This window comes from Ensifer sp. WSM1721, assembly GCF_000513895.2.
In the GTDB taxonomy this organism is placed as follows: Bacteria; Pseudomonadota; Alphaproteobacteria; order Rhizobiales; family Rhizobiaceae; genus Sinorhizobium.
Map to the genome: position 1 here is coordinate 2,144,623 of NZ_CP165782.1, position 25,990 is coordinate 2,170,612.

At 63.2% G+C, this 25,990-nt stretch carries 22 protein-coding genes; 11 read left to right on the forward strand and 11 right to left on the reverse strand.

What is annotated here, in order from left to right; all coding sequences use genetic code 11:
- Positions 1–9: 9 nt before the first annotated feature.
- From M728_RS10530 to M728_RS10570, 9 genes are all read right to left on the reverse strand, one after another.
- Positions 10–1,047 carry a 2-hydroxyacid dehydrogenase gene (locus M728_RS10530; protein ID WP_026619028.1) on the reverse strand — a complete coding sequence of 346 codons (1,038 nt, stop codon included), beginning with the start codon at positions 1,045–1,047 and terminating at the stop codon, positions 10–12.
- Complete coding sequence (locus tag M728_RS10535) at positions 1,044–2,621, reverse strand: FGGY-family carbohydrate kinase (protein ID WP_026619027.1); 1,578 nt, start codon at positions 2,619–2,621, stop codon at positions 1,044–1,046. Before M728_RS10535 ends, M728_RS10530 begins: the two co-directional genes overlap by 4 nt.
- On the reverse strand, positions 2,621–3,745 hold the full coding sequence (locus M728_RS10540) for an ABC transporter ATP-binding protein (RefSeq protein ID WP_026619026.1): 1,125 nt from the start codon (positions 3,743–3,745) through the stop codon (positions 2,621–2,623). Before M728_RS10540 ends, M728_RS10535 begins: the two co-directional genes overlap by 1 nt.
- Positions 3,742–4,860: an ABC transporter ATP-binding protein gene (locus tag M728_RS10545; RefSeq protein ID WP_026619025.1), complete on the reverse strand. Its 1,119-nt coding sequence runs from the start codon at positions 4,858–4,860 to the stop codon at positions 3,742–3,744. The genes M728_RS10540 and M728_RS10545 overlap by 4 nt, the downstream gene beginning before the upstream one ends.
- 5 nt (positions 4,861–4,865) lie before the next feature.
- Complete coding sequence (locus M728_RS10550; protein WP_026617841.1) at positions 4,866–5,723, reverse strand: carbohydrate ABC transporter permease; 858 nt, start codon at positions 5,721–5,723, stop codon at positions 4,866–4,868.
- 10 nt (positions 5,724–5,733) lie between these two features.
- Positions 5,734–6,657 (reverse strand): carbohydrate ABC transporter permease, encoded by a 924-nt coding sequence (locus M728_RS10555; protein WP_026619024.1) that lies wholly within the window; start codon positions 6,655–6,657, stop codon positions 5,734–5,736.
- 138 nt (positions 6,658–6,795) lie between these two features.
- The gene (locus tag M728_RS10560) at positions 6,796–8,241 is read right to left on the reverse strand and encodes an ABC transporter substrate-binding protein (protein WP_026619023.1); all 1,446 of its coding nucleotides are present in this window, start codon (positions 8,239–8,241) and stop codon (positions 6,796–6,798) included.
- A gap of 120 nt (positions 8,242–8,361) precedes the next feature.
- Positions 8,362–9,321 carry a sugar-binding transcriptional regulator gene (locus tag M728_RS10565; RefSeq protein ID WP_026619022.1) on the reverse strand — a complete coding sequence of 320 codons (960 nt, stop codon included), beginning with the start codon at positions 9,319–9,321 and terminating at the stop codon, positions 8,362–8,364.
- Between the two features lie 298 nt (positions 9,322–9,619).
- A complete protein-coding gene (locus tag M728_RS10570) occupies positions 9,620–10,423 on the reverse strand; it encodes a LuxR C-terminal-related transcriptional regulator (RefSeq protein WP_026619021.1) in 804 nt (267 codons plus the stop codon).
- A 181-nt stretch (positions 10,424–10,604) separates the two neighbouring features.
- Between M728_RS10570 and M728_RS10575 the strand changes: the two genes are divergently transcribed.
- The 5 genes from M728_RS10575 to M728_RS10595 all read left to right on the forward strand — a co-directional run bounded on the left by M728_RS10575 (position 10,605) and on the right by M728_RS10595 (position 15,473).
- Positions 10,605–11,678, forward strand: coding sequence for an ABC transporter ATP-binding protein (locus M728_RS10575; protein ID WP_026619020.1), 1,074 nt, complete (start codon positions 10,605–10,607; stop codon positions 11,676–11,678).
- Between the two features lie 51 nt (positions 11,679–11,729).
- A complete protein-coding gene (locus tag M728_RS10580) occupies positions 11,730–12,890 on the forward strand; it encodes a spermidine/putrescine ABC transporter substrate-binding protein (protein ID WP_026619019.1) in 1,161 nt (386 codons plus the stop codon).
- Positions 12,891–13,022: 132 nt separating this feature from the next.
- Complete coding sequence (locus M728_RS10585) at positions 13,023–13,889, forward strand: ABC transporter permease (protein ID WP_026619018.1); 867 nt, start codon at positions 13,023–13,025, stop codon at positions 13,887–13,889.
- Positions 13,889–14,707 (forward strand): ABC transporter permease, encoded by an 819-nt coding sequence (locus M728_RS10590; RefSeq protein WP_026619017.1) that lies wholly within the window; start codon positions 13,889–13,891, stop codon positions 14,705–14,707. Before M728_RS10585 ends, M728_RS10590 begins: the two co-directional genes overlap by 1 nt.
- 4 nt (positions 14,708–14,711) lie before the next feature.
- Complete coding sequence (locus M728_RS10595) at positions 14,712–15,473, forward strand: SDR family NAD(P)-dependent oxidoreductase (RefSeq protein WP_026619016.1); 762 nt, start codon at positions 14,712–14,714, stop codon at positions 15,471–15,473.
- 61 nt (positions 15,474–15,534) lie between these two features.
- On the opposite strand, the gene M728_RS10600 is transcribed toward M728_RS10595, so the two are convergent.
- Positions 15,535–15,861 carry a TfoX/Sxy family protein gene (locus tag M728_RS10600; RefSeq protein WP_026619015.1) on the reverse strand — a complete coding sequence of 109 codons (327 nt, stop codon included), beginning with the start codon at positions 15,859–15,861 and terminating at the stop codon, positions 15,535–15,537.
- Positions 15,862–15,980: 119 nt separating this feature from the next.
- Entirely contained in the window at positions 15,981–16,952 is a 972-nt protein-coding gene (locus M728_RS10605) for a GlxA family transcriptional regulator (RefSeq protein ID WP_026619014.1), read from the reverse strand.
- Positions 16,953–17,061: 109 nt separating this feature from the next.
- Between M728_RS10605 and M728_RS10610 the strand changes: the two genes are divergently transcribed.
- The 6 genes from M728_RS10610 (at position 17,062) to M728_RS10635 (ending at position 25,989) form a co-directional block, all read left to right on the forward strand.
- Positions 17,062–17,964, forward strand: a complete 903-nt coding sequence (locus tag M728_RS10610; RefSeq protein ID WP_026619013.1) for a 3-keto-5-aminohexanoate cleavage protein — start codon at positions 17,062–17,064, stop codon at positions 17,962–17,964.
- 230 nt (positions 17,965–18,194) lie between these two features.
- Positions 18,195–19,685 carry a carnitine 3-dehydrogenase gene (locus M728_RS10615; RefSeq protein ID WP_026619012.1) on the forward strand — a complete coding sequence of 497 codons (1,491 nt, stop codon included), beginning with the start codon at positions 18,195–18,197 and terminating at the stop codon, positions 19,683–19,685.
- 112 nt (positions 19,686–19,797) lie between these two features.
- On the forward strand, positions 19,798–20,958 hold the full coding sequence (locus M728_RS10620; protein ID WP_026619011.1) for an acyl-CoA dehydrogenase family protein: 1,161 nt from the start codon (positions 19,798–19,800) through the stop codon (positions 20,956–20,958).
- 278 nt (positions 20,959–21,236) lie between these two features.
- Positions 21,237–23,300: an acetate--CoA ligase family protein gene (locus tag M728_RS10625; protein ID WP_026619010.1), complete on the forward strand. Its 2,064-nt coding sequence runs from the start codon at positions 21,237–21,239 to the stop codon at positions 23,298–23,300.
- Between the two features lie 5 nt (positions 23,301–23,305).
- Entirely contained in the window at positions 23,306–24,088 is a 783-nt protein-coding gene (locus M728_RS10630) for a carnitinyl-CoA dehydratase (protein WP_026619009.1), read from the forward strand.
- 311 nt (positions 24,089–24,399) lie between these two features.
- Positions 24,400–25,989, forward strand: a complete 1,590-nt coding sequence (locus M728_RS10635) for an ABC transporter substrate-binding protein (protein WP_026619008.1) — start codon at positions 24,400–24,402, stop codon at positions 25,987–25,989.
- Position 25,990 lies beyond the last annotated feature (1 nt).

A 25,990-nucleotide genomic window follows, 5' to 3' on the forward strand; every position in this document is an offset into this window, starting at 1 on the left:
GCCATCACCTCAGCACGGATTGACCGGCGGCAGGCCGGCGATGTAGCGGCGCACCTCTTCCGCCGCCATCTCCGCCGCATAGGTGACGGTGCGCACCGATGCGCCGGCGATATGCGGCGTCAGCGTCACATTGGGGAGCTTCAGGAGCGGCCAGCCTTCCGGCACCGGCTCCACCGCGAAGGTCTCCAGCATGGCGCTTGCGAGATGACCGTTGACGAGATTCTCGTAAAGCGCGTCGTAATCGCAAAGCGGCCCACGCGCAGTGTTCACGAAGATCGCTCCCGACTTCATTTTCGCGAACGTCTCGGCGTTCATCATGTTCTTCGTCTCCTCGGTCACACGCGGATGCAGCGTCACCACGTCGGCGCGCTCCAGGAGTTCGTTGAGCGAGACATGCTCGACGCCGGCATTCCGGTCTTCGGCGCTGAGCTGCACATAGGGATCGTGGACAAGCACCTTGGTGCCGAAGGCACGCAGCAACCGGACGACCTTGGTGCCGATATTGCCGTAGCCGATAACGCCGACAGTCATTTCCGAAAGCTCGCGGCCCGTGCGGTCGGCGCGATAGAGGTCGCCGCGCCATTCGCCCCGCCGCAGCGCCTCATGTCCAACGCGGATCAGCCGAGTCTCGGCAAGAATAGCGCCTATGGTGAACTCGGCGACTGCGCTCGCATTGCGACCGGGCGTGTTGACGACGCGGACGCCAGCATCGCGAGCCGCCTTCATGTCGATATTGACCGGACCGCCGCGCGACACGGCAACGAGCTTCAAGCTCGGCAGGTCCGCCAACATAATGCGCGACAGCGGCGCGAGCTGGGTCACCAGGATCTCGGCGTCACCGATGAAACGGACGATCTCGTCCGGCCTGCCGAGATATTCCTTGAGCCCGTCCATGCCCTCGACCGCGTAGCCGTGCTCCATCGGCACGTCGGGCCAGGGCTGTTCGAGCATGCGTATCTCGTGCCCATCGCCGCAGGCCTCGACGATCTTGTCGCGAAACACATCCGGCAGCATGAACCGGTCGCCGATAATGGCTATCTTCTTCATTGCGGTCTTTCCTGTGGAGTTCCCGCCCCGGCCGCGTGGGAGAGCGCGTGCCATACGGGTCTGAGCGCGAGGCGCGACTGCTGGTAGGCGGGGAAAAGCGCGTCGTATCGACGGACGAGGTCCTCATCGGCCGGCTCAGCAGGGCGATGGTGCGGCCGCACCCAGTCGCCGACGCAATCGGCCATCGAAGGATAGATGCCAAGCGAAACGGCGGCGATCATCGCTGCCCCGGCCGCACCGGCCTCTTCGCGTTCGCTCGTCTGAATGCTGGCGCCGAGTGCAGCGCCGAGGATACGGCGGAGGGAAGCACTGCGGGCAGCACCGCCGGTCAGGCGTATGCATTTCGGCAGCGGCCCCATCTCGGCATAGCAATCCCGCGCGGCAAGGGCGAGGCCATCGAAGACCGCGCGCAGCATGTCGCCGAAACCATGCACCATCGAAAGCCCGACGAAGGAGGCCCGAGCCGAGGCATCGACAAAGGGGCCGCGCTCACCCGCCTCCGAGATGTAGGGCTGGAAGAGAAGCGGAGCATCCTTTGCTTCCGAGAGCCAGTGATCCGCGTGGGCAAGCAGATCGCTCTTGGATTTCTCTACCCCCATGCCCTTGAGGACACCAGCGGCTAGCGCGAGAATCCAGTCGATATTGAGCGTCGCCGCCATATTCGACTGCATCTGCGTATAGGTGCCCGGGATCGGCATGCACATGGTGTAGCCGGTGAGATCGCGGTTGAGGCGCACGTCGTCGGCACTCGTCGCCAGGCGCATGTGCATGCCCGTCGAGCCGATGATCGAGCAGCCCGTGTCGGTGCCGGGATCGTAGAGGCCGGCGCCGAGCGCCGTGCAGACGACGTCCACATAGCCGAGCACGACTGGCGTCCCGGCCAGTAATCCCGTCGCCGCGGCCGCAGTCGGTGAGAGGTCATGATGGGCAGTCGCCCCGTCGACGATTTCCGGCAGCAGGTGCTTGAGTTTTTTAAGGCCGAGGAAGGCGATCACATCGTCGCAATATTGCCGCGTGCGGAAATCGCCGAAGGTGAAATTCGCCTCCGACGGGTCGGTGGCGCGTTTGTCCGTGAGATTGAAATAGAGCCAATCCTTGCAGTGAAAGGCGGTCGAGGCACCTTCAAGCATTTCCGGCGCATGCTCCTGCATCCAGCGCAGTTGCGGCCCCTGTTGGCAGGCGGCAAGGCCCGAGCCGGTGTGCGAGAAGCGCTCGACATCGCCGCTGTCGGCGCGCAGCCGCTCGACGATCGCGCTTGCGCGCGCATCGAGCCAGAGCCAGCCCTTGCCGACCGGCTCCCCGTCGCGGTCGATCATCCAGGTGCCGTCCCCCTGACCGGTCACCGCGATCGCGGCAACACGGCCAGGGAGGTTCTCGATCCTGGCCGAGAGCTCGACCAGGGTTTTCACTGTGTCCGTCCAGGTGCGCCGGAGGTCCTGGACGGCACCGGCGCGGCCCACCGCCTCATAGTTGTTGGGAACTGCGGCCATGGCGAGCTGCCGGCCGCCGAGATCGAAGGCGACCGACTTGATGACCGACGTCCCGGCATCGATGCCGATCAGGATGTCGCGCATCAGGCGAGCTCCTCTCCATGCGAAATCGCATTGCCGCTCTCGCTGTCGAAGACATGCAGGCTCGACGGATCAAGCCTGATTCCGATCGGCTGGCCGACCTCGAGCTTCGTCCGGTCATGCTCTACCAGAACCAGCGTCCCACCGGCGAAATCCGCCGCGATGTGGGTCTGGTCGCCGAGCCACTGGTTGACGGCGACGCGGCCAGTGACTCCGTCGGCACTGCGGCGAACGGCATAGGGTCGAACGCCGAGAACCACTTTCTGCCGCTTCAAAAGCGCTTCCCGAACCGGATGCGAGAAATCGGAGGTGTGATAGTCCAGGTGTACTCCGTCCTTGAGACCGAAGCGGATGCCGGTGCCCGATCCGCTGACGCTCGCCTCGAAGACGTTCATCGGCGGCTCGCCGACGAAGGTACCGGTGAAGAGATTTGCGGGCCTTTCCTTGATCTTCTTGGGCGTGTCGAACTGCTGCAGCACGCCCCCTTCCATGACGGCGATCCGATCGGCCAGAGCGTTCGCCTCGGTCTGGTCGTGGGTGACGAGGATGGCGGTCAGCCCGCGTTCCTTGATGTAGTGCTTGATGCGGCCGCGCAACACCGCGCGCAATTGCGGCTCGAGCTGGCCCATCGGCTCGTCGAGCAGATGCAGGGCCGCATCGCGGATAAGGGCGCGCCCGAGGGAGGCCCGCTGCTGCTGGCCGCCGGAGATCGAGCTCGGATAGCGCCCAAGAATGTCCTCGATCTCGAGCAGCTTGGCGATGCTCGCCACCTTCTCGTCGACAGCGCTCTGCGACAGCTTCGAAGCCTTGAGCGCGAAAGCGATATTCTCGCGCACCGTCAGCGGCGGATAGAGCGAATAGCCCTCGAAGGCCATGGCGACGTTGCGGCGAACCGGCGCAAGCGTGTGCACCTGCCGGCCGCCGAGCGAGATCGTGCCGCGCGAGACCGGCTCGAAGCCGGCGATCATCCTGAGGGTAGAGGTCTTGCCGCAGCCGGACGAACCGAGAAGCGCGATGATCTCGCCTTTCCTGACCTCCATGCTGAGTTGCTTCACGGCATGGACGCCGTAGTCGACCGGGCCGTAGAACTTGTCGACCTTGTCAATCGAAAGAGCGGTGCTGCTCATGCGGCTTCTCCATTACGCTTGGATGCCACTTCGGAAGGGCGAATGCGCTGGCCGGTCGCCTTGTCGAACAGGAAGGCCGCCCGGCCGTTGACGGCGATGTGTGCGGGTCCGGCGGTGGGGCCGGGCGTGCCGGCGGGGCGCGAAACCAGGATCTCGCGACCGCGCGCGGTCAGCGCCAGCGTCACGGTCTTCTCGTTGAGCGGCGTTTCCGCTTCGACCGTCACGGGTACGGCACCAAGCGCCGAGGCTTCGGTGAAGGCGAGCGTTTCCGGACGCAGTCCGAGGACGCATTCCTTTCCGACAATCTCCGCGCCGAAGCCCGGAAGACGAACCCGAACGCCGGAGAGTTCGACGAAAGCCCCATCCGGCCCGCGCTGCGGCACGACATCGAGGAGGTTGATGGTCGGGTCACCGAAGAGGCGCGCGATCTCGATATCGGCGGGCGCGTTATAGATGTCCGCCGGCGTGCCGATCTGGCGGATCCGGCCCTCGGCCATGACGGCGATGCGGTCGCCGAGTGCCATCGCTTCCTTGTAGTCCTGGGTGACGTAGATCACGGTCGCGCCCTGGGCGGCGAGCAGCCGCGGAAGTTCGAGCCGCATCTCGAAACGCAGCTTGGCGTCGACGTTGCGGAGCGGATCATCGAGCAGCAGCAGCGGCGGCGAACCGACGAGCGCGCGGGCGAGCGCCGTACGCTGTTTCTGCCCGTTCGAGAGCGCCTTTGGATGGTGGCTCAGCACATGATCGATCTTCAACAGCCTCGCCACTTTCTGCACGCCGGCGGCGATCGCCTCCCTGGAAGATTTCCGCGAGGTCAGCGCACTGGCGATATTGTCGAATGCGCTCATATGCGGGAACAGCGCGAAGTTCTGGAAGGCCATGCCGACGCCGCGATGCTCCGCGTCGACCGCCGTCATGTCTTCACCGCCGATCAGCACCCTGCCCTCATCCGGATCGATGACGCCGGCGATCAGCCGGAGCAGCACGGTCTTGCCGGAACCCGACGGTCCGAAGAGCACCAGCCGCTCGCCATCCGCGACGTCGAGCGACAGGTCGTCGAGAACCGTCTGGCTCTTGTAGCGCTTGACGATGTTCTTCAATTGCAGCGTGGTCATTTCGATTATCCCTTCACCGCGCCGAGCGACAGACCTTCGACGAGGTAGCGCTGGGCGTAGAGTGCGAGTGCCAGCGTCGGCGTGATCGAGAGCACGATCGCCGCGGCGATCTGGCCGTATTGGATCCCGGAAGCCGTGACGAAAGCGAGCGCACCGACCGTCACCGGCTGCTTGTCGGCGGAGGCCAGCACCAGCGCGAAGACGAAGTTGTTCCAGGCAAAGATGAAGGCGAGCAGGCCGGCCGCAGCAATTCCAGGTCCCGCCAGCGGCAGGGCGATCTTGCGGAAGGTCGAGAACCAGGAATGGCCGGCGATGCGATAGGCATATTCGACGTCGGCCGAGATGTCCTCGAAATAGCCGCGCACGATCCAGAGGATCAGCGGCAGGCAGATCAGTTGGTATACCCAGATAAGACCGAAGTAGGTATTCGAGAGCCCAAGCCACTGGAAATATTGCGTCAGCGGCAACAGCACGAGCAGCGGCGGCGCGAAGCGGAAGGAGAGCAGCGTGAAAGCAATGTCCTCCGAACCCCTGAACTTGTGCCGCGCAAAGGCATAGGCGGCCGGCACGCCGAGGACCAGGGCCAGGGCGACGGAAGCGACGGACAGGAAGACCGAATTGCCGAGATTGCGCATGAAAGCGATATCGAGCGTACCGGCGGCCGTCGTGAGCTTGCCGGTGATCAGCGCCGCATAATTGTCGAGCGTTGGCGTGAAGATCACCGAGGGAGGGATCCTGAGGATCGTCTCGTTCGTCTGGAAGGACATGAGGAAGATCCAGACGATCGGGAACATGAAAAAGATGACGACCAGAGTCAGAGCGATGCCGCGCAGGATACGTTCGAGCGGAGACATGGTTTCCATGGGAACCTCCTTACGCCTCGCCGCGGGCGCGTTCGCGCAGCCGGAGCCAGTTCTTGATGAAGACGTTCGAGAGAACGTAGGTTATCGCCCAGAGGATGATGAGCAGCGCAGCGGAGCGGCCGACGTTGGTCGACTGGAAGAAGTTGAGGTAGGCCTCGACCTGGAAGACCGTCAGCGTGTCGCCGGGTCCACCCTGCGTCATCGCATAAATGATGTCGAACTGCTGGATCGAATCGAGCAGACGGAAGAGCGTCGCCGTCAGTATGTAGGGCGTCAGCATCGGCAGAGTGATGCGGAAGAAGACGAAGGTGCGCGGCACGCCGTCAAGCGCCGCCGCCTCGAAAGGCTGCGTCGGCAGCGAGCGCAGACCCGCAAGCAGCAGGATCATGATGAAGGGCGTATAGACCCAGATATCGACGAGTACGACCGTCAAGAGTGCCGTGTCCGGCGACGAGGCCCAGCGGAAGTTCTCAAGACCGACAAGGCTTGCGAAGTAGCTGAGAATTCCGAAGCCGGGATTGGTCATCAGCTTCCACATCAGCGCGGCGAGCGCCGGCGCCGTCATCAGCGGCAGAAGCAGCATGATCGAGATGAAGTTGTTGACCGTCGTACGCCGTTGCAGGAGCAGCGCGATCCCGAGCCCGAGCAAGAGCTCGAGGCCGACGGTGACGCCCGCATAGACCAGCGAGATCCTCAGCGTGTTCCAGAAGCCCGGATCGGTGAAGAAGTTCAGATAGTTCTCACCCCAGTTGAACTGGCGTGCCCATGGCTGGCTCAGTCGGTAGCGCTGGAAGGAATAGATCACCGCCGTGAAGAACGGGATCAGGATACCGATGCAGACGAGAAGCGCCGGCAGGGAGAGCACATAGGGAAGAACCCTCTTGCTGATCCTGAATCCGCCGGTCCTTGCACCGGGTTGCGTCACAGAAGCCATGGCCAGCTCCGTTCGGAATGCTTGTGTCGATGATATAAAGGAGTCGGCCGCGGCCGGCGCAGCCAGACCCCCTCCTCGTGCTTGTGCATGTTGTCGATACGCCGACCGCCGCGGGCGAGCCGACGCACTCTTTCGTGCTTAACCGAGCCCGGCTTCCGCGAGCTGCCGGTTGATGCTCTCGGCGAGCTTGTCGAGGCCCTCATCGACCGGCACCTCCTTCGCCACCATCTTCTGCAGCGTCGCCGCCCATTCGGTGGTGAGGTCGAAGAAGAGGGGCTGGGCGGTGAAGTGGATCTTCGCGCCGGGTGCGGAAATATCATGCATTTCCACATAGCCCGGATAGCTCTTGTTCAGCCGTTCCCGGAAGATCTCATCCTTCCAGACCGAGGCACGGACCGGGTTGACGAAGTCCATCTTCGTCGCACCGAAGATCGCGTGCTCCAGACCGGTCGCCCATTGCAGGAAATACCAGGTCGCGTCCTTGTCCTTGGAGAAGTTGGACATCGACAGCGACCAGATCCAGATGTTCGGCGTCGGCGCGGAGGCGGCCGGATTGGCGGCGAAAGGCGCGTAAGCGAGCTTGCCCGCCATCTTGTTGTCGCCACCGTTCATGAAGTAGCCGAGGATATCGGCGTCATAGATCATGGCGGAAGCGCCGGCGCCGAGGTCGGTGCCGACCTGGTACCAGGTATAAGTCGACCAGTCCTTCGGACCGCTTTCCTGGATCATCTGCACCCATTTGGCGTGGAAGGCCTTCGATTCCGCCGTATTCATCGCGGCAGAAAGCTTGCCGTCGGCCGAGACGTTTAGATCCTTCTGGCCGAAATTGGCATAGCCGGAAAGGAAGCCCGGGTGGATAGTCGCCCAGGAGCGCGAGCCGCGCACGCCGATGCCGTAGACACCGCCACCGACATCCTTGGTGAGCTTCGCTGCAGTCACCAAAAGCTCATCGAGGTTCTTCGGAACGCTGACCCCGACCTTGTCGAACATCTCCTTGTTATAGGAGAGATTGTTCTGCTCGTAGCCCCACGGAATGCACCACTGCTTGGCGTCTTCCGAACCGAGCGCCCCTCCCGGCTGGCCGTTCCAGGCGCAGGACGCCTTGACGCCCGGCAGGAAATCGTCCCAGCCATATTGCGGATTGGTCTTCGAGGGATCCTTGATCCATTCGTTGAGGTCGGTGATCCAGCCGGCCGGACCATAGGTCCAGGTCATATAGGCGCCGGTCATGAAGGCATCGTACTCCGACGAGCTCGATGAGAGCGCCGCCGTCACCTTGTCGAAATAGACGTCCTCGGGGAAGACGTCATAGGTGACTTCGATGCCGGTCAGATCCTTGAAGGTCTGAAGATTTGCAATCATCGCATCGGCATAGGGGTGCTTGTTGAGAAGCAGCTTCAGCGATTTGCCCGAATGCGCCTTCCAGTCGAAATCGGCTGCGAGCGCCTGCGTCGACATCATGTTGAACAGGGTGCCGGCGGTGCCTGCCGTCAAGCCTGCCGCGCCGAGACCTTTCAACAGGCCGCGACGGTCCACCTCTCCGCGCAGGAATGCGCTAATGAGGTCTTTCTCCTTATCGTACATCTGTTCTCTCCTCCACTAAGGGTAGAACTGCTCGACTGAGCTGGCCGGCTACCCCAACCGGTATTGCCTCCCTGGACCTCGCGCGTCGGCTCTCTGCCGCCGTGTGGGTTCCGCATATTCTCAGGCAGCGAGCGCTTGCGCGGTACGCTCGTCGGTAATGAGCCCGCTCAGGAATCCGCTTTCGAGCACCGCGCGAATGGCGCGCGCCTTGATCCTTCCGCCCGCGACCGCCACGGTGCGGCGATTCCTCAAATCCTCACGGCCGAGCGTGAAGGTGCGATTGGAAAGCGCCGTTTCGATCGGCCGGCCTTTTTCATCAAAGAAGTGGCCGAGCAATTCGCCCATGCCGCCGCCCTTCTGTATTTCCTCGATCTCGCTCATCTCGATCATGCCGGTCGCCACCAGCGAGGCCTCGCGCTCGGCCGTACCGATGCCGACCATAAGGAGATCAGCCGATTTCGCGAGTTCGAAGACCTCACGCACGCCACGCTGGCTGAAGAGCACGTCGCGGTCCTCCACCGTGTTGGCGAAGAACGGCACCGGCATCACAAAGGCCTCAGCGCCGGTGCGTTCTGCCAGGCGATGGATCACGTCATGCGGATTGGCGGAGAATTTTCGCGTGAGACCGCCGAGCAAAGAGACGAAGCGGGTGTTGTTGCCTGGAGTGCGCGGCAGGTACTCCACGCAGGCGGCGAGCGTGCGTCCATGGCCGACGCCGATCAGCGCCGTCTCGCCGCGTTCGATCTCGCGCCTCAGGAATTGTGCGCCCGATATCCCGAGCGCCTTCAACGGCAGGTCGTCGCTGTCGAAATCGGGAACAACCTCGCAATAATCAAGGCCGTATCGGCTTGAAAGCCTCTGCTCCAGCTCGACGCATTCGGAGACGTCACCGTCGATATAGACCTTCACCAGACCTTCCTGGTTCGCCTTCATGATCAGTCGGTGCGCTTTGAGCGATGTGAGACCGAGACGCTTGGCGACCTCCGCCTGGGTCAATCCACCAGCGTAATGCAGCCACGCCGCGCGCGTCGCCATGCTCGCCTCGTCGTCGCGGACCGCCATTCCACCGATGAATGCCATGTCTCCACCCATGCTGCGCTGCATGAAAATTTTTGCAGCGCATGAAATTTTTATCGGACATGAAATAATTTTCACGACATGAAAAAATTGTCAAGCGCGACATGGTTGCGCCTCGGCAAAAAAGCCGCCTCCTTTGTCGGCGGCAGCAGCTTCGCGGCTACGGGTCAGAAAAGAACACGTGATTTCAGAAGCTTGGCGGATTTGTCGAGTTACGGGGCTCGGATCAGCGGAATCGCGGCTTCAGCCGCCCTGAACCGGTGGTTCGGGTTTCTCTCGGGAATGAGACCGGCTCACGGTGTCAATGGCCTAGATTCTTGATGTAAAGCGAGAGCAGTTGCGTCTGCGAGGAGATGCCGAGCTTGCGATAGACGTTGCGGCGGTGGACTTTGACCGTCCCTGTCGAGATGCCGAGCTTCAATCCGATCGATTCGGATGAATGCCCCTGCAGCACCAGTTCGATGATCGCCGCCTCCCGCTCGGTGAGATTGAGATGCCGCCAGACGCCGTCCGCGGGCGGATGCGCCGCCTTGCGTCGGTTTCGTCCCGTCCTAGCGAGCGCCGCGTCGAAGCGGCGGTCGAGCTCGCCCCAATGATGACGAACCAGTGCCGCAACCAGCGGCTCCACCTTCCTGAGCAAGGCAAATTCCGCCCCGCTGAACGCGCCGGTCGCCTCGCGCCGCATGAGCGAAAGCACCACGGTGACCTGGTCGCTGACCGGAACGAAAAAGCCGACCTCTTCAGCAAGCCCTGTCTGGACATAGTAGGTGCGATAATATTCGCTGGAGAAGAAACGGTCGGGCGCGAGTTCCCGCATCCGCCACACGCCAGGCTTCGGCGCGCATGCGGCGTGGTAGAACGGGTCGAGCAGATAGGGTCCGGCCTGATAGAGGCTCACGAAGAGCACGTGGTCCTTGGCGTCGAAGGTGCTGTAGAGGTCGATCGGCCGCTCCTTGCCTCGATAGGCGAAGACGACGACGTAGTCAAAGCTCATCACGGTCGACATCAGCCGCCGGAAGGTGCTGCCGACCGCCTGGTCGTCCATAGGCGCGCCGCTGATCAGCGGCGACAAGGCTTGAAAAAGTCTCTCGAGGTCGATGACCAAACCGTTCCCCCGCCGCTACTGTTGCAGGGTATACTCCTCCCACGAGGCAATCTGCGGTGAAATACCTCTCTTGGGGTATATACCGGCTCGGTAACCTTTGACTAGGCTACCTGACAATGACGGTGGGAAGCGCCGGCGCAAAACCGCGAGCGATTCCAAAAAACAACCGCAGGGAACAGACGTGACATCCGCTTCGACGAACGACATCGAATTCCGTTCGGTCGCCAAACGCTATGGCAGCGTGACGGCCGTGTCGGACATCAACCTCGCGGTGCCGCAGGGTGCCTTCGTGGCGCTGCTTGGACCTTCCGGCTGCGGCAAGACCACATGCCTGCGCATGATCGGCGGCTTCGAACAGCCGAGCGAGGGCACGGTCTATGTCGGCGGCCAGTCGATGAACGGCGTGCCGGCCTACCGCCGGCCGGTCAACATGGTCTTTCAGCAATATGCCCTCTTCCCGCATCTCGATGTCGAGCAGAACGTCGCCTATGGCTTGAAGCAGATGCGCCCGCGCGCCGCCACCGCCGAGATCGTGCGCCGCACGCAGGAGGCGCTCGAAATGGTTCGCCTCGGCGGCTTCGGCAAGCGCCGCATCCACGAGATGTCCGGTGGCCAGCAGCAGCGCGTGGCGCTCGCCCGCGCTATCGTCAACAAGCCGAAGGTGCTGCTCCTCGACGAGCCGCTCGCGGCGCTCGACAAGAAGCTGCGCACCGCCATGCAGATCGAGCTTCAGAGCCTGCAGCGCGAGCTGGGCATCACCTTCCTCCTCGTCACACACGATCAGGAAGAGGCGCTTTCGATGAGCGATCTCGTCTGCGTCATGAGCACCGGCCGCGTCGTGCAGATGGGACCGCCGCAGGAGATCTACGATCGCCCGGCAAGTCTCTTCGTCGCCGATTTCGTCGGCAAGACCAACCGCATCGCCGCCACGATCGAACCGGGCGCAGGCGCGGTGCGGCTTGCCAATGGCGTCGGTCTTTCGAAACCTGCGCGCGCCAACGGCACGGTCGGGGCTGCCATGGTGGCCCTGCGGCCGGAAGCGATCAGCCTCGTCCGAAATGGCACTGCAACACTGCAGGGGACGGTGACCCACCGCATTTTTCTGGGTTCTACCGTAGAATACTCGGTCGCGGTCGAGGGCCTTGGTGATTTCCTCGTCACTGCCGACCGGCGCCATGAAAGCGAACTTGCCGAGCCCGGTGAACGGATCGGGCTCAACTTCGATCCGAACGCAATGCATGTCTTCCCGGCCTGAACGGACCGGTCTGCCGCAAATCAATGCAGTCAACGATAAGGGAACAGCATCATGACCAAGTGGTACAGAGACAATGCCCCGATCACCGCGGACGGGCTCGCCGACGAGTTGATGCGCCTGAAGCGCGGCTCGGTTACCCGCCGCCATTTCCTCGGGGTCACCGGTCTCGGCCTGGCGACGGCCGTGCTCGCGCGCCAGCCCGGTCTCTTCAATTCGACCGCAGTCGCCGAGGATCTCGGCACGCAGATGTCGATCGCGACCTGGCCGAACTATCATGATCCCGCCACCTTCGAGGCCTTCACGGCCGCGACAGGCGTTGCCGTCGAAGTCAACGTCTTCGGCTCGAACGAGGAAATGCTGGCGAAGCTGCAGGCCGGCGGTACCGGCTGGGACCTTTTCGTGCCCACCAACTACACGATCTCCACCTATGTGAAGCTCGGTCTGATCGACGAACTCGATATGTCAAAACTGCCGAACTACGACGCCTCGACCGAGAACCCGCGCTTCACCAACGAGGGCATCGTCGACGGCAAGACCTATGCCGTGCCGAAGAACTGGGGAACGACCGGCATCGCGGTGAACTCCAGCAAGATCAAGACGCCGGTAGCGAGCTGGAAGGACTTCTTCGAGATCGCGATGACCGAGGCCGACGGCCGCACCATGGTGCACGACTACCAGCTCACCACCATCGGCAATGCGCTGGTTTCGCTCGGCTTTTCCTTCAATTCGATCAAGCCCGAAGAACTTGCCAAGGCCGAAGAGCTCCTGATCAAGGTGAAGCCGCATCTCTACGCGATCAACAGCGATTATCAGCCGGCGATGCGTGCAACCGACGCCTGGATGACGATGTGCTGGACCAATGATGGTGCGCAATTGAACCGCGACATTCCGGATATCAAATTCGTGCTCGGCAAGGACGGCGGCGAGATCTGGTCGGACTTCTACGCAATCCCGAAGAGTGCGGCCAACAAAGCGGCTGGATATGCACTGCTCAACTACCTGATGGCGCCTGAAAACGCCGTCAAGGAGCACATCGCCAACGGGGCGCCGACGACCGACAGCCGGGTCATGAAGCTGCTGCCGGCGGAAGTGACGTCCAACAAGATCGTCTATCCGGACGAGACCGCGCTGACCCCGCTCGAATTCGGCGCTGCCGTGACGCTGACGGATCCCGGCCGCGCCGAGCTTATGGCGCGGTTCAAGGCAGCTTGATTTTCGGCTCGCTGGCGAAACTTGCCCATCGTCCCGCTGCCGCGACCTTCTCCCCGTTTTTGACGGGGAGAAGGTGGCCGGCAGGCCGGATGAGGGGCGGATCTTGAACGTGCATTCTGACGGACCAACTCCATGCGCGCGGCAATGAACACGAAGAGGAACCTGGTGACGGCGGCGCTGGTTGCGCCGGCGGCCGCGTGGCTGACCGTCTTCCTGGTCCTCCCCTTCATCGCCATGCTTGTCTTCGCCTTCGGCGAGCGGGCACCCGAAGGCGGGTACCAGGTGGCCTTCACCTTCGCCCAGTTCGCCAACCTGCCGACCCGGGCAGCCGCCTTCTGGAATACGCTGCTCCTGGCGCCGGCGGGTGCCCTGCTCTGCCTGATCGTCGCCTATCCGGTCGCCTACTATCTGGCCGTTAAGGCGAACCCGCGCTACCGCCTCATCCTCGTTTCCCTCGTCGTCGTCCCGTTCTGGACGAGCCTGCTCGTTCGCACCTATGCCTGGATGTACATTCTCGGCTCGCGCGGCATTCCCAATCTGCTCGCGATGATCGGCATCGAGGATGTCCGCATGCTGAACACGCCCGGGGCCGTGCTGCTCGGCATCGTTTACGGTTATCTGCCGCTGATGATCATGCCGATCTATGTGAGCCTCGAAAGGCTCGACCGCCGGCTGCTGGAGGCCTCCGCCGATCTCGGCGCGAAGCCCGTCTCGACCTTTTTCGGCGTCACGCTGCCGCTGTCGCTGCCGGGGGTCACGACCGGTGTCGCGCTCGTCACCATCCTGCTCCTCGGCGAATACCTGATCCCGCAGCTCTTGGGCGGCGGCAAGGTCTTCTTCATCGGCAATGCGCTCGTCGACCTCTTCCTGCAGTCGCGCAACTGGCCTTTCGGCTCGGCCATCGCCGTCACTCTAGTCGCTGTTGTCGTCGTTGTTCTGATGGTGGCGATGCGGATCGCCTGGAGGGTCGCCGGAACAAGACAGGTGGATCTCGTCTGATGCGCGCCTTCATCTCCTGCGTCTATCTCTTCCTCTATGCACCGATCGCACTGGTCGTGTTGTTCTCCTTCAATGCGGGGCGCAATGCGAGCGAATTCACCGCTTTTTCGACCGCATGGTACGGCAAGGCGCTAAGCAACACCTTCCTCGTCTCGGCGCTCCAAAACAGCCTGATCATCGCCTTTACGAGCGCCGCGCTTGCCGCGGTTTTCGGCACCATGGCCGCGCTTGGCATGGAGCGGTTGAGCTCCCGCATGCGCGCGCTCTTCGATGCACTCTTCGCGGCGGCGATTGTCGTGCCCGGCGTCGTCATCGGCATTGCCACGCTGGTCGCGCTCGTCGCGGTATTCTCCTTCGTCAATCCGACAATCGCAGCCCTCTGGCCTGGCGATCAGCCGCCGCAGCTCGGGCTCGGTTATGGCTCGATCATTGCCGCCCACGGGCTCTTCTCGATGGCGCTCGTCGCCATGATCGTCAAGGCGCGCATCGCCAGCCTCGGGCGGGACATCGTCGAGGCGTCGAGTGATCTTTACGCGACGCCGCTCACCACCTTTCGGTTGATCGTGCTGCCGCAGATTCTGCCGTCGATTCTCGCTGGCTTTCTGCTCGCCTTCACCTTCTCCTTTGACGATTTCATCATCGCCTTTTTCGTCGCCGGCTCGAAGACGACCCTGCCGATCTATGTCTTCGCCTCGATCCGCCGCGGCGTGACGCCGGAGATCAACGCCATCGCGACACTCGTGCTCGTCGCCTCGCTGCTCCTCATCCTGACCGCACGCGTGCTCATGCGCGAAAAGAAAAGCAAATCCGGGGAGTGAAACCATGATCCTCAAAGACCGGATCGCGATCGTGACCGGAGCGGGTTCCGGGATCGGCCAGGCGGGTGCGGCCATCATGGCACGCGAAGGCGCTCATGTCGTGGTCGTCGACCGCAGCGCGAACGCCGCAAACGATACCGTCGCTGCGATTGCCGCCGAGGGCGGCAGTGCCGAAGCGCTCGCGATCGACGTCACGGATGACGACTCCCTGTCGTACGGCATTTCCGACGTCCTTTCCCGGCACGGCCGCATCGACATCCTGCACAATCATGCCGGCGCGCAGGTCGCGGGCGACCTCGAAACGGTCGAGGTCCCGGGTTTCGACCGATCCTGGAGCCTCAATGTCCGCGCCCATTTCATGGCCGCCCGCCTCGTGATGCCATCGATGAAGGCGGCGCGCCGCGGCGTGATCGTCAACACCTCCTCGTCCTCCGGTGTACTCTATGATCGGGAGATGATCGCCTACACGACCACAAAGCATGCGGTCATCGCCATGACCCGGCAGATGGCCGGCGACTACGCGAAATACGGCGTGCGCGTGAACGCCCTCTGCCCTGGCTGGGTCGATACCCCCTTCAACGAGCCCTTCATTGCGCAGATGGGTGGGCGGAGCGCCATCGAGGCTTATATCCGCGAGAGAGTGCCGCTCGGCCGCTGGGCCAGCGTCGACGAAATCGCCGAGTCGATCCTGTTCCTCGTCTCCGATCGCTCGTCCTACATGACCGGCCAGATCCTCGTGGTCGACGGCGGCGAGACTGTCGTCTGACACGGCGAGATATCGCCTCTACCAGTTTTCGAAAGCGGATGAGAGAGCAAAGCCGTCCTCGTCACTTCGGCGGAAGCGACAGCGCATAGCTGAGCGCCGCCTCAATGAGGCTCCTGCGCAAGGCGTCGTCGCCATAGGCCCCCGCGCCGGCGCGTACCCAGCCATGCATTTGGCGCTCGCCCATCACCATCTGGACGACGCCTGGCAGCGCCAGCGCCCAGCCGTCATTGCCCTTGCCCAGCCTCACCAGCATACCGTCCTCGCGCGCGCCGCATAGGAGATTGCCGTTGACGAGAAAGGCCAGGCCGCCGAACATCGGCTTCTCGGAAAGCCCCGGCTGATCGCCGAGTTCCTGCCTGACCAATTCCTCAAGCCCCTTATCGCGCATCGATTTTCCTCGCTTTTTCCAAGGCTCGCAGCTGGATCATTTTCCGAAAGAGCCGAGTATGAATTGCTGATTCGATTCGGTGTATCGGCCCAGCTGAACCGTCCTCTGAAATTTTTGATTCAACTCTTGAGCTTCAGACGCCGGCGCGTCTCGCTGGGGCTTTCGCGATAGTGGGCGCGGTAGCTTCGCGAAAACGACGACGACGAATTGAACCCGGAGATCGCTGCGATGTCGGCGAACTCCATCCGCGTCTCGATCACTTTGCGGCGCGCCGCATTGAGCCTGAGTGCGAGATAGTGCTCATGCGGCGCGACTCCCATCGCCTCCTTGAAGAGGTCTTGCAGATGCCGGGCGCTGACACCCACCCGGCGCGCAAGGCGCTGAAGCGTAAGCGGCGCCTCGACCGTTTCCTCCATGAGCTTGACGGCCGCGCCGACGCGCGTGTCGAGAATGCGCATATTGCCGATCGCCGGCATCTGCAGGAGGTCGCCACGCGTGCGCTCCTGCTCATAGATGAAGAGCCGCGACACTTCGAGGGCCAGCGAATAGCCATGCGCTCGACGGATCAGCTCCAGCATCAGGTCAAGCGTCGGCAGCGAGCCACCGGTGGTGATGCGCTTGCCGTCGATGACGAAACGCTCACGTACCATGGTCACCTGCGGATAGGCGGCGGCGAAATCCTCGAAATCCTCCCAGTGGGTGGTGGCGGAAAAATTGTCGAGCAGGCTCGTCTCGGCAAGCAGCCAGGAACCCGATTCGATTCCCGCCATTACCTCCCGATATCGAGCCGTCTGCGAGAGCAGCATCTTGAGCTGCGACGTGGCGCTGCGCTGCCAATTGTAGCTTGACAGCACGAAAAGCGGCGACGTTTCGCGCTGTGGCCGGAACGGCCCGGCGACCGGGATGGGGATGCCGCTCTTCGTCTCGATCGCCTCGCCGTTCGGGCTGAACATCGTCCAGCTATAGAGCGTGCGCCCGGCGATGCGATTTGCGGCGCGCAGCGGCTCGACGACCGAGGCGACGAGGATGAGATTGGTCTCCGGCAGGACGAGCAGATCGACATGCTGCGCCTGCGAAACGGCGGCTTCCACGGTGTAACTTCCTCCTCCTTTTGCCGACAATGTATAGAATGGCTCCGAACTTGGAAAGCAAGCTGGCGCTTTCTGGCTCGTAATAGGCTCAACAAAAAGGGAGACAGCCATGCCGCTCAGCATGAACCGCGAGGTGTTCGTCACCTGTGCCGTCACCGGCGCCGGCGACACCGTTTCGAAATCCCCTCACGTGCCGGTCACGCCGAAACAGATTGCCGAAGCGGCGATCGAAGCTGCCAAGGCGGGCGCCGCGATCGTCCACTGTCACGTCCGCGATCCCGACACCGGCGCACCGGCGCGGCGCCGCGATCTCTATAAGGAAGTGACCGACCGCATCCGCTCCGCCGATATCGACGTGGTCCTCAATCTGACCGCCGGCATGGGCGGCGACCTCGTCTTCGGCAATGTCGAGAGCCCCTTCCCGGTCAACGAAAAAGGAACGGACATGGCCGGCGCCACCGAGCGCGTCGCCCACGTGGCCGAATGCCTGCCGGAAATCTGCACGCTCGACTGCGGCACGATGAACTTCTCGCTCGGCGACTACGTGATGACCAATACGCCGTCGATGCTGCGCGAGATGGCGCGCCAGATGACCGCCCTCGGCGTCCGCCCGGAGATCGAGGCATTCGACACCGGACACCTGTGGTTTGCCAAACAACTCGTCGAGGAAGGCCTGATCGAAGACCCGGTCCTGATCCAGCTCTGCATGGGCATTCCGTGGGGCGCGCCGGACGACCTCAACACCTTCATGGCGATGGTCAACAACGTGCCCTCGAACTGGACCTTCTCGGCCTTCTCGATCGGCCGCAATGCCATGGCCTATCCGGCCGCTGCAATCCTTGCCGGCGGCAACGTCCGCGTCGGCCTTGAAGACAACCTCTATGTCGGCAAGGGCCAGCTCGCGACCAATCCCCAACTCGTCGAAAAGGCGGTTGCCGTCGTTGAGAACATGGGCGCGAAGATCATCGGGCCGGAAGAGGTCCGGAAGAAGCTGAAGCTGACGAAGCGGTGAAGGCCTGTCCCCGACCCTCCCACAAGGGGAGGGTTTAACCTGCCGCGCCGGCGAAAACTGGAGGAAGCGCCGGCATGCCTAGTTAAGTCTCTCGGATAACGAGAACCGCGCGGCAGGTGGTTAGGGAAAGAGGGACTGAACAGGATGGGCGCACCCAGCCCTCCTCCTTGTGGGGAGGGTGGCCCACAGGGCCGGGAGGGGTTCCGACGCAACAGTTGATTGGAGAGGGAATGAGCACCATCACCAAGGCCGCCTGCATCGGCGGCGGCGTCATCGGCGGGGCCTGGGCGGCGCGCTTCGCGCTCGCCGGCATAGACGTCAACATCTTCGATCCGCATCCGGAAGCCGAGCGGATCATCGGCGAGGTCATGGCCAATGCGGAACGCGCCTATGGCATGCTGACCATGGCGCCGCTGCCGCAGCGCGGCAAATTCACCTTTTGCAAGAGCATCGAAGAAGCCGTCCACAACGTTGACTGGATTCAGGAAAGCGTGCCCGAACGGCTGCCGCTGAAGCGCGGTGTGATCACCGAGATCGACGCCGCTGCCCGCCCCGACGCGCTCATCGGCTCGTCGACCTCGGGCCTCCTGCCCTCCGACTTGCAGGCTGAGATGAAGCATCCCGAACGCATGTTCGTGGCGCATCCCTACAATCCGGTCTACCTGCTGCCGCTGGTCGAGCTCGTCGGCGGCAAGAAGACCGCGCCGGAGACGATCAAGCGCGCCGAGGAAGCAGTTGCCGAGATCGGCATGAAGGGCGTCGTCATCGCCAAGGAGATCGAGGCTTTCGTTGGCGATCGCCTGCTCGAGGCGCTCTGGCGCGAGGCGCTCTGGCTGATTAAGGACGAAATCTGCGATACCGAGACGCTCGACAATGTCATGCGCTATTCGTTCGGCATGCGCTGGGCGCAGATGGGCCTCTTCGAGACCTATCGCATCGCCGGTGGCGAAGCCGGCATGCGCCACTTCCTTGCCCAGTTCGGCCCCTGCCTCAAATGGCCCTGGACGAAGTTCACCGACGTTGTCGACCTCGACGATGCGCTCGTCGAGAAGATCGGCGCGCAATCGGACGCCCAGGCCGCCGGCCGCTCCATCCGCGAACTCGAACGCATCCGCGACGAGAACCTCGTCGGCATCATGCATGCGCTGAAGGCCAGCAATGGCGGTGAAGGCTGGGGCGCCGGCAAGCTGCTCGCCGATTTCGAGAAACGCCTCTGGGCGAAGGGCGGCAACCAGTCGAAGAGCTACAACGCTTCTGGGCCGCTGCGTCTCGTCGAGACAAAGGTCAATGCCGCCTGGGTCGACTATAACGGTCACATGACCGAGCACCGCTACCTGCAACTCTTCGGCGACACGTCAGACGCGTTGCTCAGACTGATCGGCGTCGACTTCGCCTATGTCGAGGCTGGCCACAGCTGCTACACCGTCGAGACGCATATCCGCCATCTCGGCGAGGCCAAGCTCGGCCAGGCGCTCTACACGACGCTGCAAGTTCTCGCCTCTGACGAGAAGCGCATCCACTTCTTCACGCGAATCCACGATGCTGCCTCCGGCGACGTCATCGCTACTGCCGAGCAGATGATGCTGCACGTCGATGCCGATGCCGGCAAGTCCGTGCCCGCGCCGGCGGAGGTGCTGGCGAAGCTGAGGCCGATCGCGGAAGGACACGCGAAGCTCACAGTGCCGGAGGGTGCGGGGCGGCATGTGGGGCAGAAACGGTGAAGGTGATCGCAGCGGGGCGACACCCCTCATCCCGCTGCCGCGACCCTCTGCGGATCGTTGAGGAGCGACCCGCAAGGCGAATGCAGGCCGACAAGAATGACGAGGGAGAACAATGAATTTCGCACTGACCGAAGAACAGCAGATGATCGTCGACACGGTCCGCAGCTTTGTCGAGACCGAGATCTATCCGCACGAGAACGTGGTGGAGCGCACCGGCATCGTGCCGCGCGAGCTGGGCCTCGAGATCGCCCGCAAATGCAAGGAACTCGGCTTCTTCGCCTGCAACTTTCCGGAGGAGGTTGGCGGCGCGGGGCTCGATCACCTGACCTTCACGCTGGTCGAGCGCGAACTCGGCCGCGGCTCCATGGGCCTGACCGTCTTCTTCGGCCGCCCCTCCGGCATCCTGATGGCCTGCAATGAGGAGCAGCGCGAGCGCTACCTTTTACCGGCGGTCCGCGGCGACAAGTTCGATGCACTCGCCATGACCGAACCGGACGCCGGCTCCGACGTCCGCGGCATGAAATGCTTCGCGAGGCAGGACGGCGACGACTGGATCGTCAACGGCACGAAGCACTTCATCAGCCACGCCGATATCGCCGATTTCGTTATCGTCTTCATCGCCACCGGCGAGGAGCAGACGCCGCGCGGACCGAAGAAGAAGATCACCTGCTTCCTCGTCGACCGCGGCACGCCCGGCTTCGAAATCCGCGAGGGCTATAATTCCGTCTCGCATCGCGGCTACAACAATTGCATTCTCACCTTCGACGATTGTCGGCTGCCCTCCTCGCAGATCCTTGGCGACCTTCACAGAGGCTTCGATCTTGCAAATGACTGGCTCTACGCAACACGGCTGACGGTCGCCGCTACCTCCGTCGGCCGCGCCCGCCGCGCCTTCGATTATGCCCTCTCCTATGCGGCCGAGCGCAAGCAGTTCGGCAAGCCGATCGGCGCCAATCAGGGCGTCTCCTTCAAGCTTGCCGACATGATCACCGAGATCGACGCCGCCGACCTGCTGACGCTGTCGGCCGCCTGGCGACTCGACCAGGGCCTGCCGTCGAACCGCGAGATCGCTTCCGCCAAGGTCTTTGCCACGGAAATGCTTGCCCGCGTTACCGACGAGGCGATCCAGATCTATGGCGGCATGGGGCTGATGGACGACTTGCCGCTCGCCCGTTTCTGGCGCGACGCCCGCGTCGAGCGCATCTGGGACGGCACCTCCGAGATCCAGCGGCACATCATCAGCCGCGATCTGCTTCGGCCGCTGGGGGCTTGAACGATGGGCGAGCTTCCGCAAATTACCCCCCTCTGCCCTGCCGGGCATCTCCCCCACAAGGGGGGAGATCGGCAAGACGCAGCCGCCCAGTTTCCTTCTCAGAGAACCGTCTCGACCGCCCGCCGTACATCGAGAATATTCCAGCGCTCCTCGGCGGTCGCTGACGGGCAAGGACAGCGCCCCGACCAATCTCCCCCCTTGTGGGGGAGATGCCCGGCAGGGCAGAGGGGGGTGCGCTGCGGAGGGCGTCTCCCCGGCGCACTCAACGGGGGCGTGGCATGACCCCCACTCCCCGCTCCCTCGACCGTCTGATCCGCCCCCGCTCGCTCGCCGTCTTCGGCGGCAAGGAGGCGCGGCGCATCATCGAGCAATGCGACAAGATGGGTTTTGTCGGCCAAATCTGGCCGGTCCACCCCCGCGAAGAGGAAATCCTCGGCCGCCGCTGCTATCGCTCGGTCGCAGACCTGCCTGAAGCTCCGGATGCCTCCTTCGTCGGCGTCAACCGTGCGCTGACGATCGAAATCATCCGCGATCTCGCCACCCGCGGCGCCGGCGGTGCCGTCTGTTACGCTTCGGGCTTCCGCGAGGCGGCAAGCGAGCTTGCCGACGGCAGCGACCTGCAGGAGGCACTTATCGCCGCTGCGGGCGACATGCCGATCGTCGGCCCCAATTGCTACGGCTTCATCAACATGCTGGACGGCGCGCTCCTCTGGCCGGACCAGCACGGCATGCTCCGCGTCGAACGCGGCGTCGCCGTGCTCACGCAATCCTCCAACATCGCCTGCAACATCTCCATGCAAAAGCGTGGGCTGCCGCTGGCCTATATCATGACCGCCGGCAACCAGGCGCAGACCGGACTTTCCGATATCGCTTGCGCGGTGCTCGAGGACCCGCGCGTCACCGCCGTCGGCCTTCACATCGAAGGCTTTGACAGCATCGAGGCATTGGAGCGGCTCGCAACCCGCGCGCGCGAATTGCGCAAACCAGTCGTGACGCTGAAGGTCGGCAAGTCGGAGGCCGCACAAGCCGCAACCGTCTCCCACACCGCCTCTCTCGCCGGCAATGACCGCGTCTCCTCGGCACTGCTTGCCCGACTCGGCATCGGCCGCGTCGATACGCTGCCGGAGCTTCTCGAAACCTTGAAGCTTCTGCACCTTCACGGCCCACTTCCAAGCGCGGACATCTCATCGATGAGCTGTTCCGGCGGCGAGGCCTCGCTGATGGCGGACGCCGGCGTCCGGCGCAGGGTCAACTTCCGAGCGCTCAGAAAGGAGCAGCGCCAACCGCTCCGCGAGAGCCTGGGCGAAATGGTGACGATCGCCAATCCGCTCGACTATCACACCTTCGTCTGGGGCAATCGCGAGAAGCAGACGGCTGCCTTCGCCGCGATGATGCGGGGCGGCTATGCCTTGAACCTGATCGTGCTCGATTTCCCACGGCTCGACCGCTGCGATGCCGCCGACTGGGTGACGACCTGCGAGGCGGTGATCGACGCGGCGAACGCGACCGGCGCGGTTGCCGGTATCGTCGCAAGCCTTGGCGAGAACATGCCGGAGGAAACCGCGCTTTCCCTGATGGCAGCAGACGTGGCGCCCTTCTTCGGCATCGATGAGGCGCTCGCCGCCGCCGAGACCGCGGCGGCGATCGGTGCGGCCTGGGCAAGAGCGGCTGCGCCTCCCCTGCTTCAGGTCCGCCCGGATGCCGGAGACGCTGTCACGTTGACCGAGGCGGAAGCGAAGAGTGAGCTATCCGCCTCGGGCGTAGCCGTTCCCAACGGCATCACCGCCGCTACTGCTGAGCAAGCAGTTGATGCGGCCGAAACCCTCGGTTTCCCGGTCGTGCTCAAGGGCCTGGGTGTCGCCCACAAGACCGAGGCCGGTGCGGTCAAGCTTAATCTCGCAAGTCGCGACGAGGTACTCGCCGCGGCCCAAGACATGGCCTCGGTCGCCTCCGGCTATCTCGTCGAAAAGATGATCGCCAAGCCAGTCGCCGAGCTGATCGTCGGAGCAATGCGCGATCCCGTCGCAGGCCCGGTGCTGACCATCGGCGCCGGCGGAATTCTCGTCGAGCTTATGGAAGACTCCGCAATACTGACGCTGCCGACGACCGAAGAGGCGATCGGCGAGGCAATCGCGGGCCTCAAGAGTCACAAACTACTGGATGGCTATCGCGGCGGCCCAAAGGGAGATGTCGCCGCCTTGATAAGGACTGTCGCTGCCGTGGCATCCTATGTCGTTGCAAACGCTTCCAAACTCGAAGAACTCGATATCAATCCTATAATGGTGTTGCCGGAGGGCCAGGGAGCCGTTGCCGCCGATGCCTTGATCCGCCGGAGGAAATGACGCCTATGACCGGACCGATCCCCACCCGCCGCGAAGGCGGCATTCTCGAAGTCACGATCGACCGGCCGAAGGCCAACGCCATCGACCTGAAGACTAGCCGGGTCATGGGCGAAATCTTCCGCAATTTCCGCGACGACCCGGAACTCAGGGTAGCAATCATCACTGGCGCCGGCGAAAAATTCTTCTGCCCCGGTTGGGATCTGAAGGCGGCGGCGGAGGGCGATCCCGTCGACGGCGATTACGGCGTCGGCGGCTTCGGTGGCATGCAGGAGCTGCGCGACCTCAACAAGCCGATCATCGCCGCCGTCAACGGCATCTGTTGCGGCGGCGGCCTCGAAATCGCGCTTTCGACCGACATCATACTTGCCGCCGAGCATGCGACTTTCGCGCTTCCGGAAATACGATCGGGCACGCTTGCCGATGCTGCATCGGTCAAGCTGCCGAAACGCATTCCCTATCACATCGCCATGGACATGCTCCTCACCGGTCGCTGGCTCGACGTTGTCGAGGCGAACCGCTGGGGTTTCGTCAATGAGATCCTGCCGGCCGGACGGCTGATGGAGCGGGCCTGGGAACTCGCCCGCCTCCTCGAAAGCGGACCGCCGCTCGTCTATGCTGCGATCAAGGAAGTGGTGCGTGAGGCCGAAGGCCGCGACTTCCAGACGACGATGAACAAGATCACCCGCCGGCAGTTCAGGACGGTCGACACCCTCTATTCGAGCGAAGACCAGTTGGAGGGCGCGCGCGCCTTTGCCGAAAAGCGGGACCCGGCCTGGAAGGGACGTTGAATTACGCGGGCCCTCTACGGCCGCGACAAGGTCTTGGAGCCGGCTGGCCCGGCATTCTAGCGTGGCGCGCCGCGGATACCGCTGCGTGCGGCAAGATTTGTAATTTAGGGCGTTACAAGCCTCATCCAAAGCAGCTAGCCTTATGGATGAAGATGGTGGGAGCGCCCCCGGAACCGGAGAAGGAGGTCAGGATAGGCAAATCATGGCGGGGCACCAAGCCCGGGGCCGGAGCCATCGCATCGATGGCAAAACGCGAGTACTCTACCAATCACAACGAACGGCGAATGCCGAGGAAAGAAGGGAACAGGGGAATGAGCGATTACAAAGACTATCTGGCACGGCAGGTCATGCTGGGCAAAATGAACCGGCGTGAGTTTCTTGGGCGCGCGGCAGCTTTCGGCATCGCCGCATCGACGGCAAACACGCTTTTCGCGACCAGCGCGGCTGCACAGGAGCCGAAGCGTGGCGGTCACCTGAAGCTCGGTCTCGAAGGTGCAGCGGCAACCGACTCGAAAGACCCAGCCAAGGCGCTTTCGCAGTTCATGTTCGTCGTCGGCCGCAACTGGGGCGATATGCTTGTCGAAAGCCACCCGACGACCGGCGCGCCCGTGCCGGCGCTCGCCGAATCCTGGGAACCCTCCGCAGACGCGGCAACCTGGACCTTCACGATCCGGAAGGGCGTCAAGTTCCACGACGGCAAGGAACTGACCGTCGACGACGTCATCAAGACGCTGCAACGGCATACCGATGACAAGTCGGAGTCAGGCGCGCTCGGCGTGATGAAGTCGATCAAGGAAATCAAGGCGGATGGCGACAAGCTCGTGCTGACGCTGACGGAAGGCAATGCCGACCTGCCGCTGCTGCTCACCGACTACCACCTCATCATCCAGCCGAATGGCGGTCTCGACAATCCCGATGCGATGATCGGCACCGGTCCCTACAAGGTGACGAGCTTCGAACCGGGCGTGCGTGCCACCTTCGAAAAGAACGCCGACGATTGGCGCACGGATCGCGGCTTTGTGGACACGATCGAACTGATCGCGATGAACGACGCAACGGCGCGTATCGCCGCCCTTTCATCCGGCCAGGTGCACTATATCAACCGCGTCGACCCGAAGACGGTCAACCTTCTGAAGCGCGCGCCGACAGTCGAAATCCTCAATACCCCCGGCCGCGGTCACTACGTCTTCATCATGCATTGCAATACCGCGCCGTTCGACAACAACGACCTGCGCATGGCGTTGAAGCTGGCGATGGATCGCGAGACCATGGTCCAGCGCATCCTCGGCGGCTACGGCAAGGTCGGCAACGATTTCCCGATCAACGACACCTATGCCCTCTTCCCGGAAGGGATCGAGCAGCGCGTCTACGATCCCGACAAGGCCGCCTTCCACTACAAGAAGTCGGGCCACAGCGGTCCGGTTCTGCTGCGCACCTCCGACGTCGCCTTCCCCGGCGCGGTGGATGCAGCCGTTCTCTATCAGGAGAGCGCGAAGAAGGCCGGTATCGAGATCGAGGTCAAGCGCGAGCCGGGCGACGGCTACTGGACGAATGTGTGGAACGTTCAGCCGTTCTGCACCTCCTACTGGGGAGGCCGTCCGACCCAGGACCAGATGTACTCGACGGCTTATCTGTCGAACGCCGACTGGAACGACACTCGCTTCCAGCGTGAGGACTTCGACAAGCTTCTGCTTGAGGCCCGCTCCGAACTGGACGAGGCCAAGCGCAAGGAGATGTACCGCACCATGGCAATGATGGTGCGCGACGAAGGTGGGCTGATCCTGCCGATGTTCAATGACTTCGTGAACGCGGCCACGAAGCAGGTGAAGGGCTACGTCCACGACATCGGCAACGACATGTCGAACGGCTATGTCGCAACCCGGGTGTGGCTGGACGCCTGAC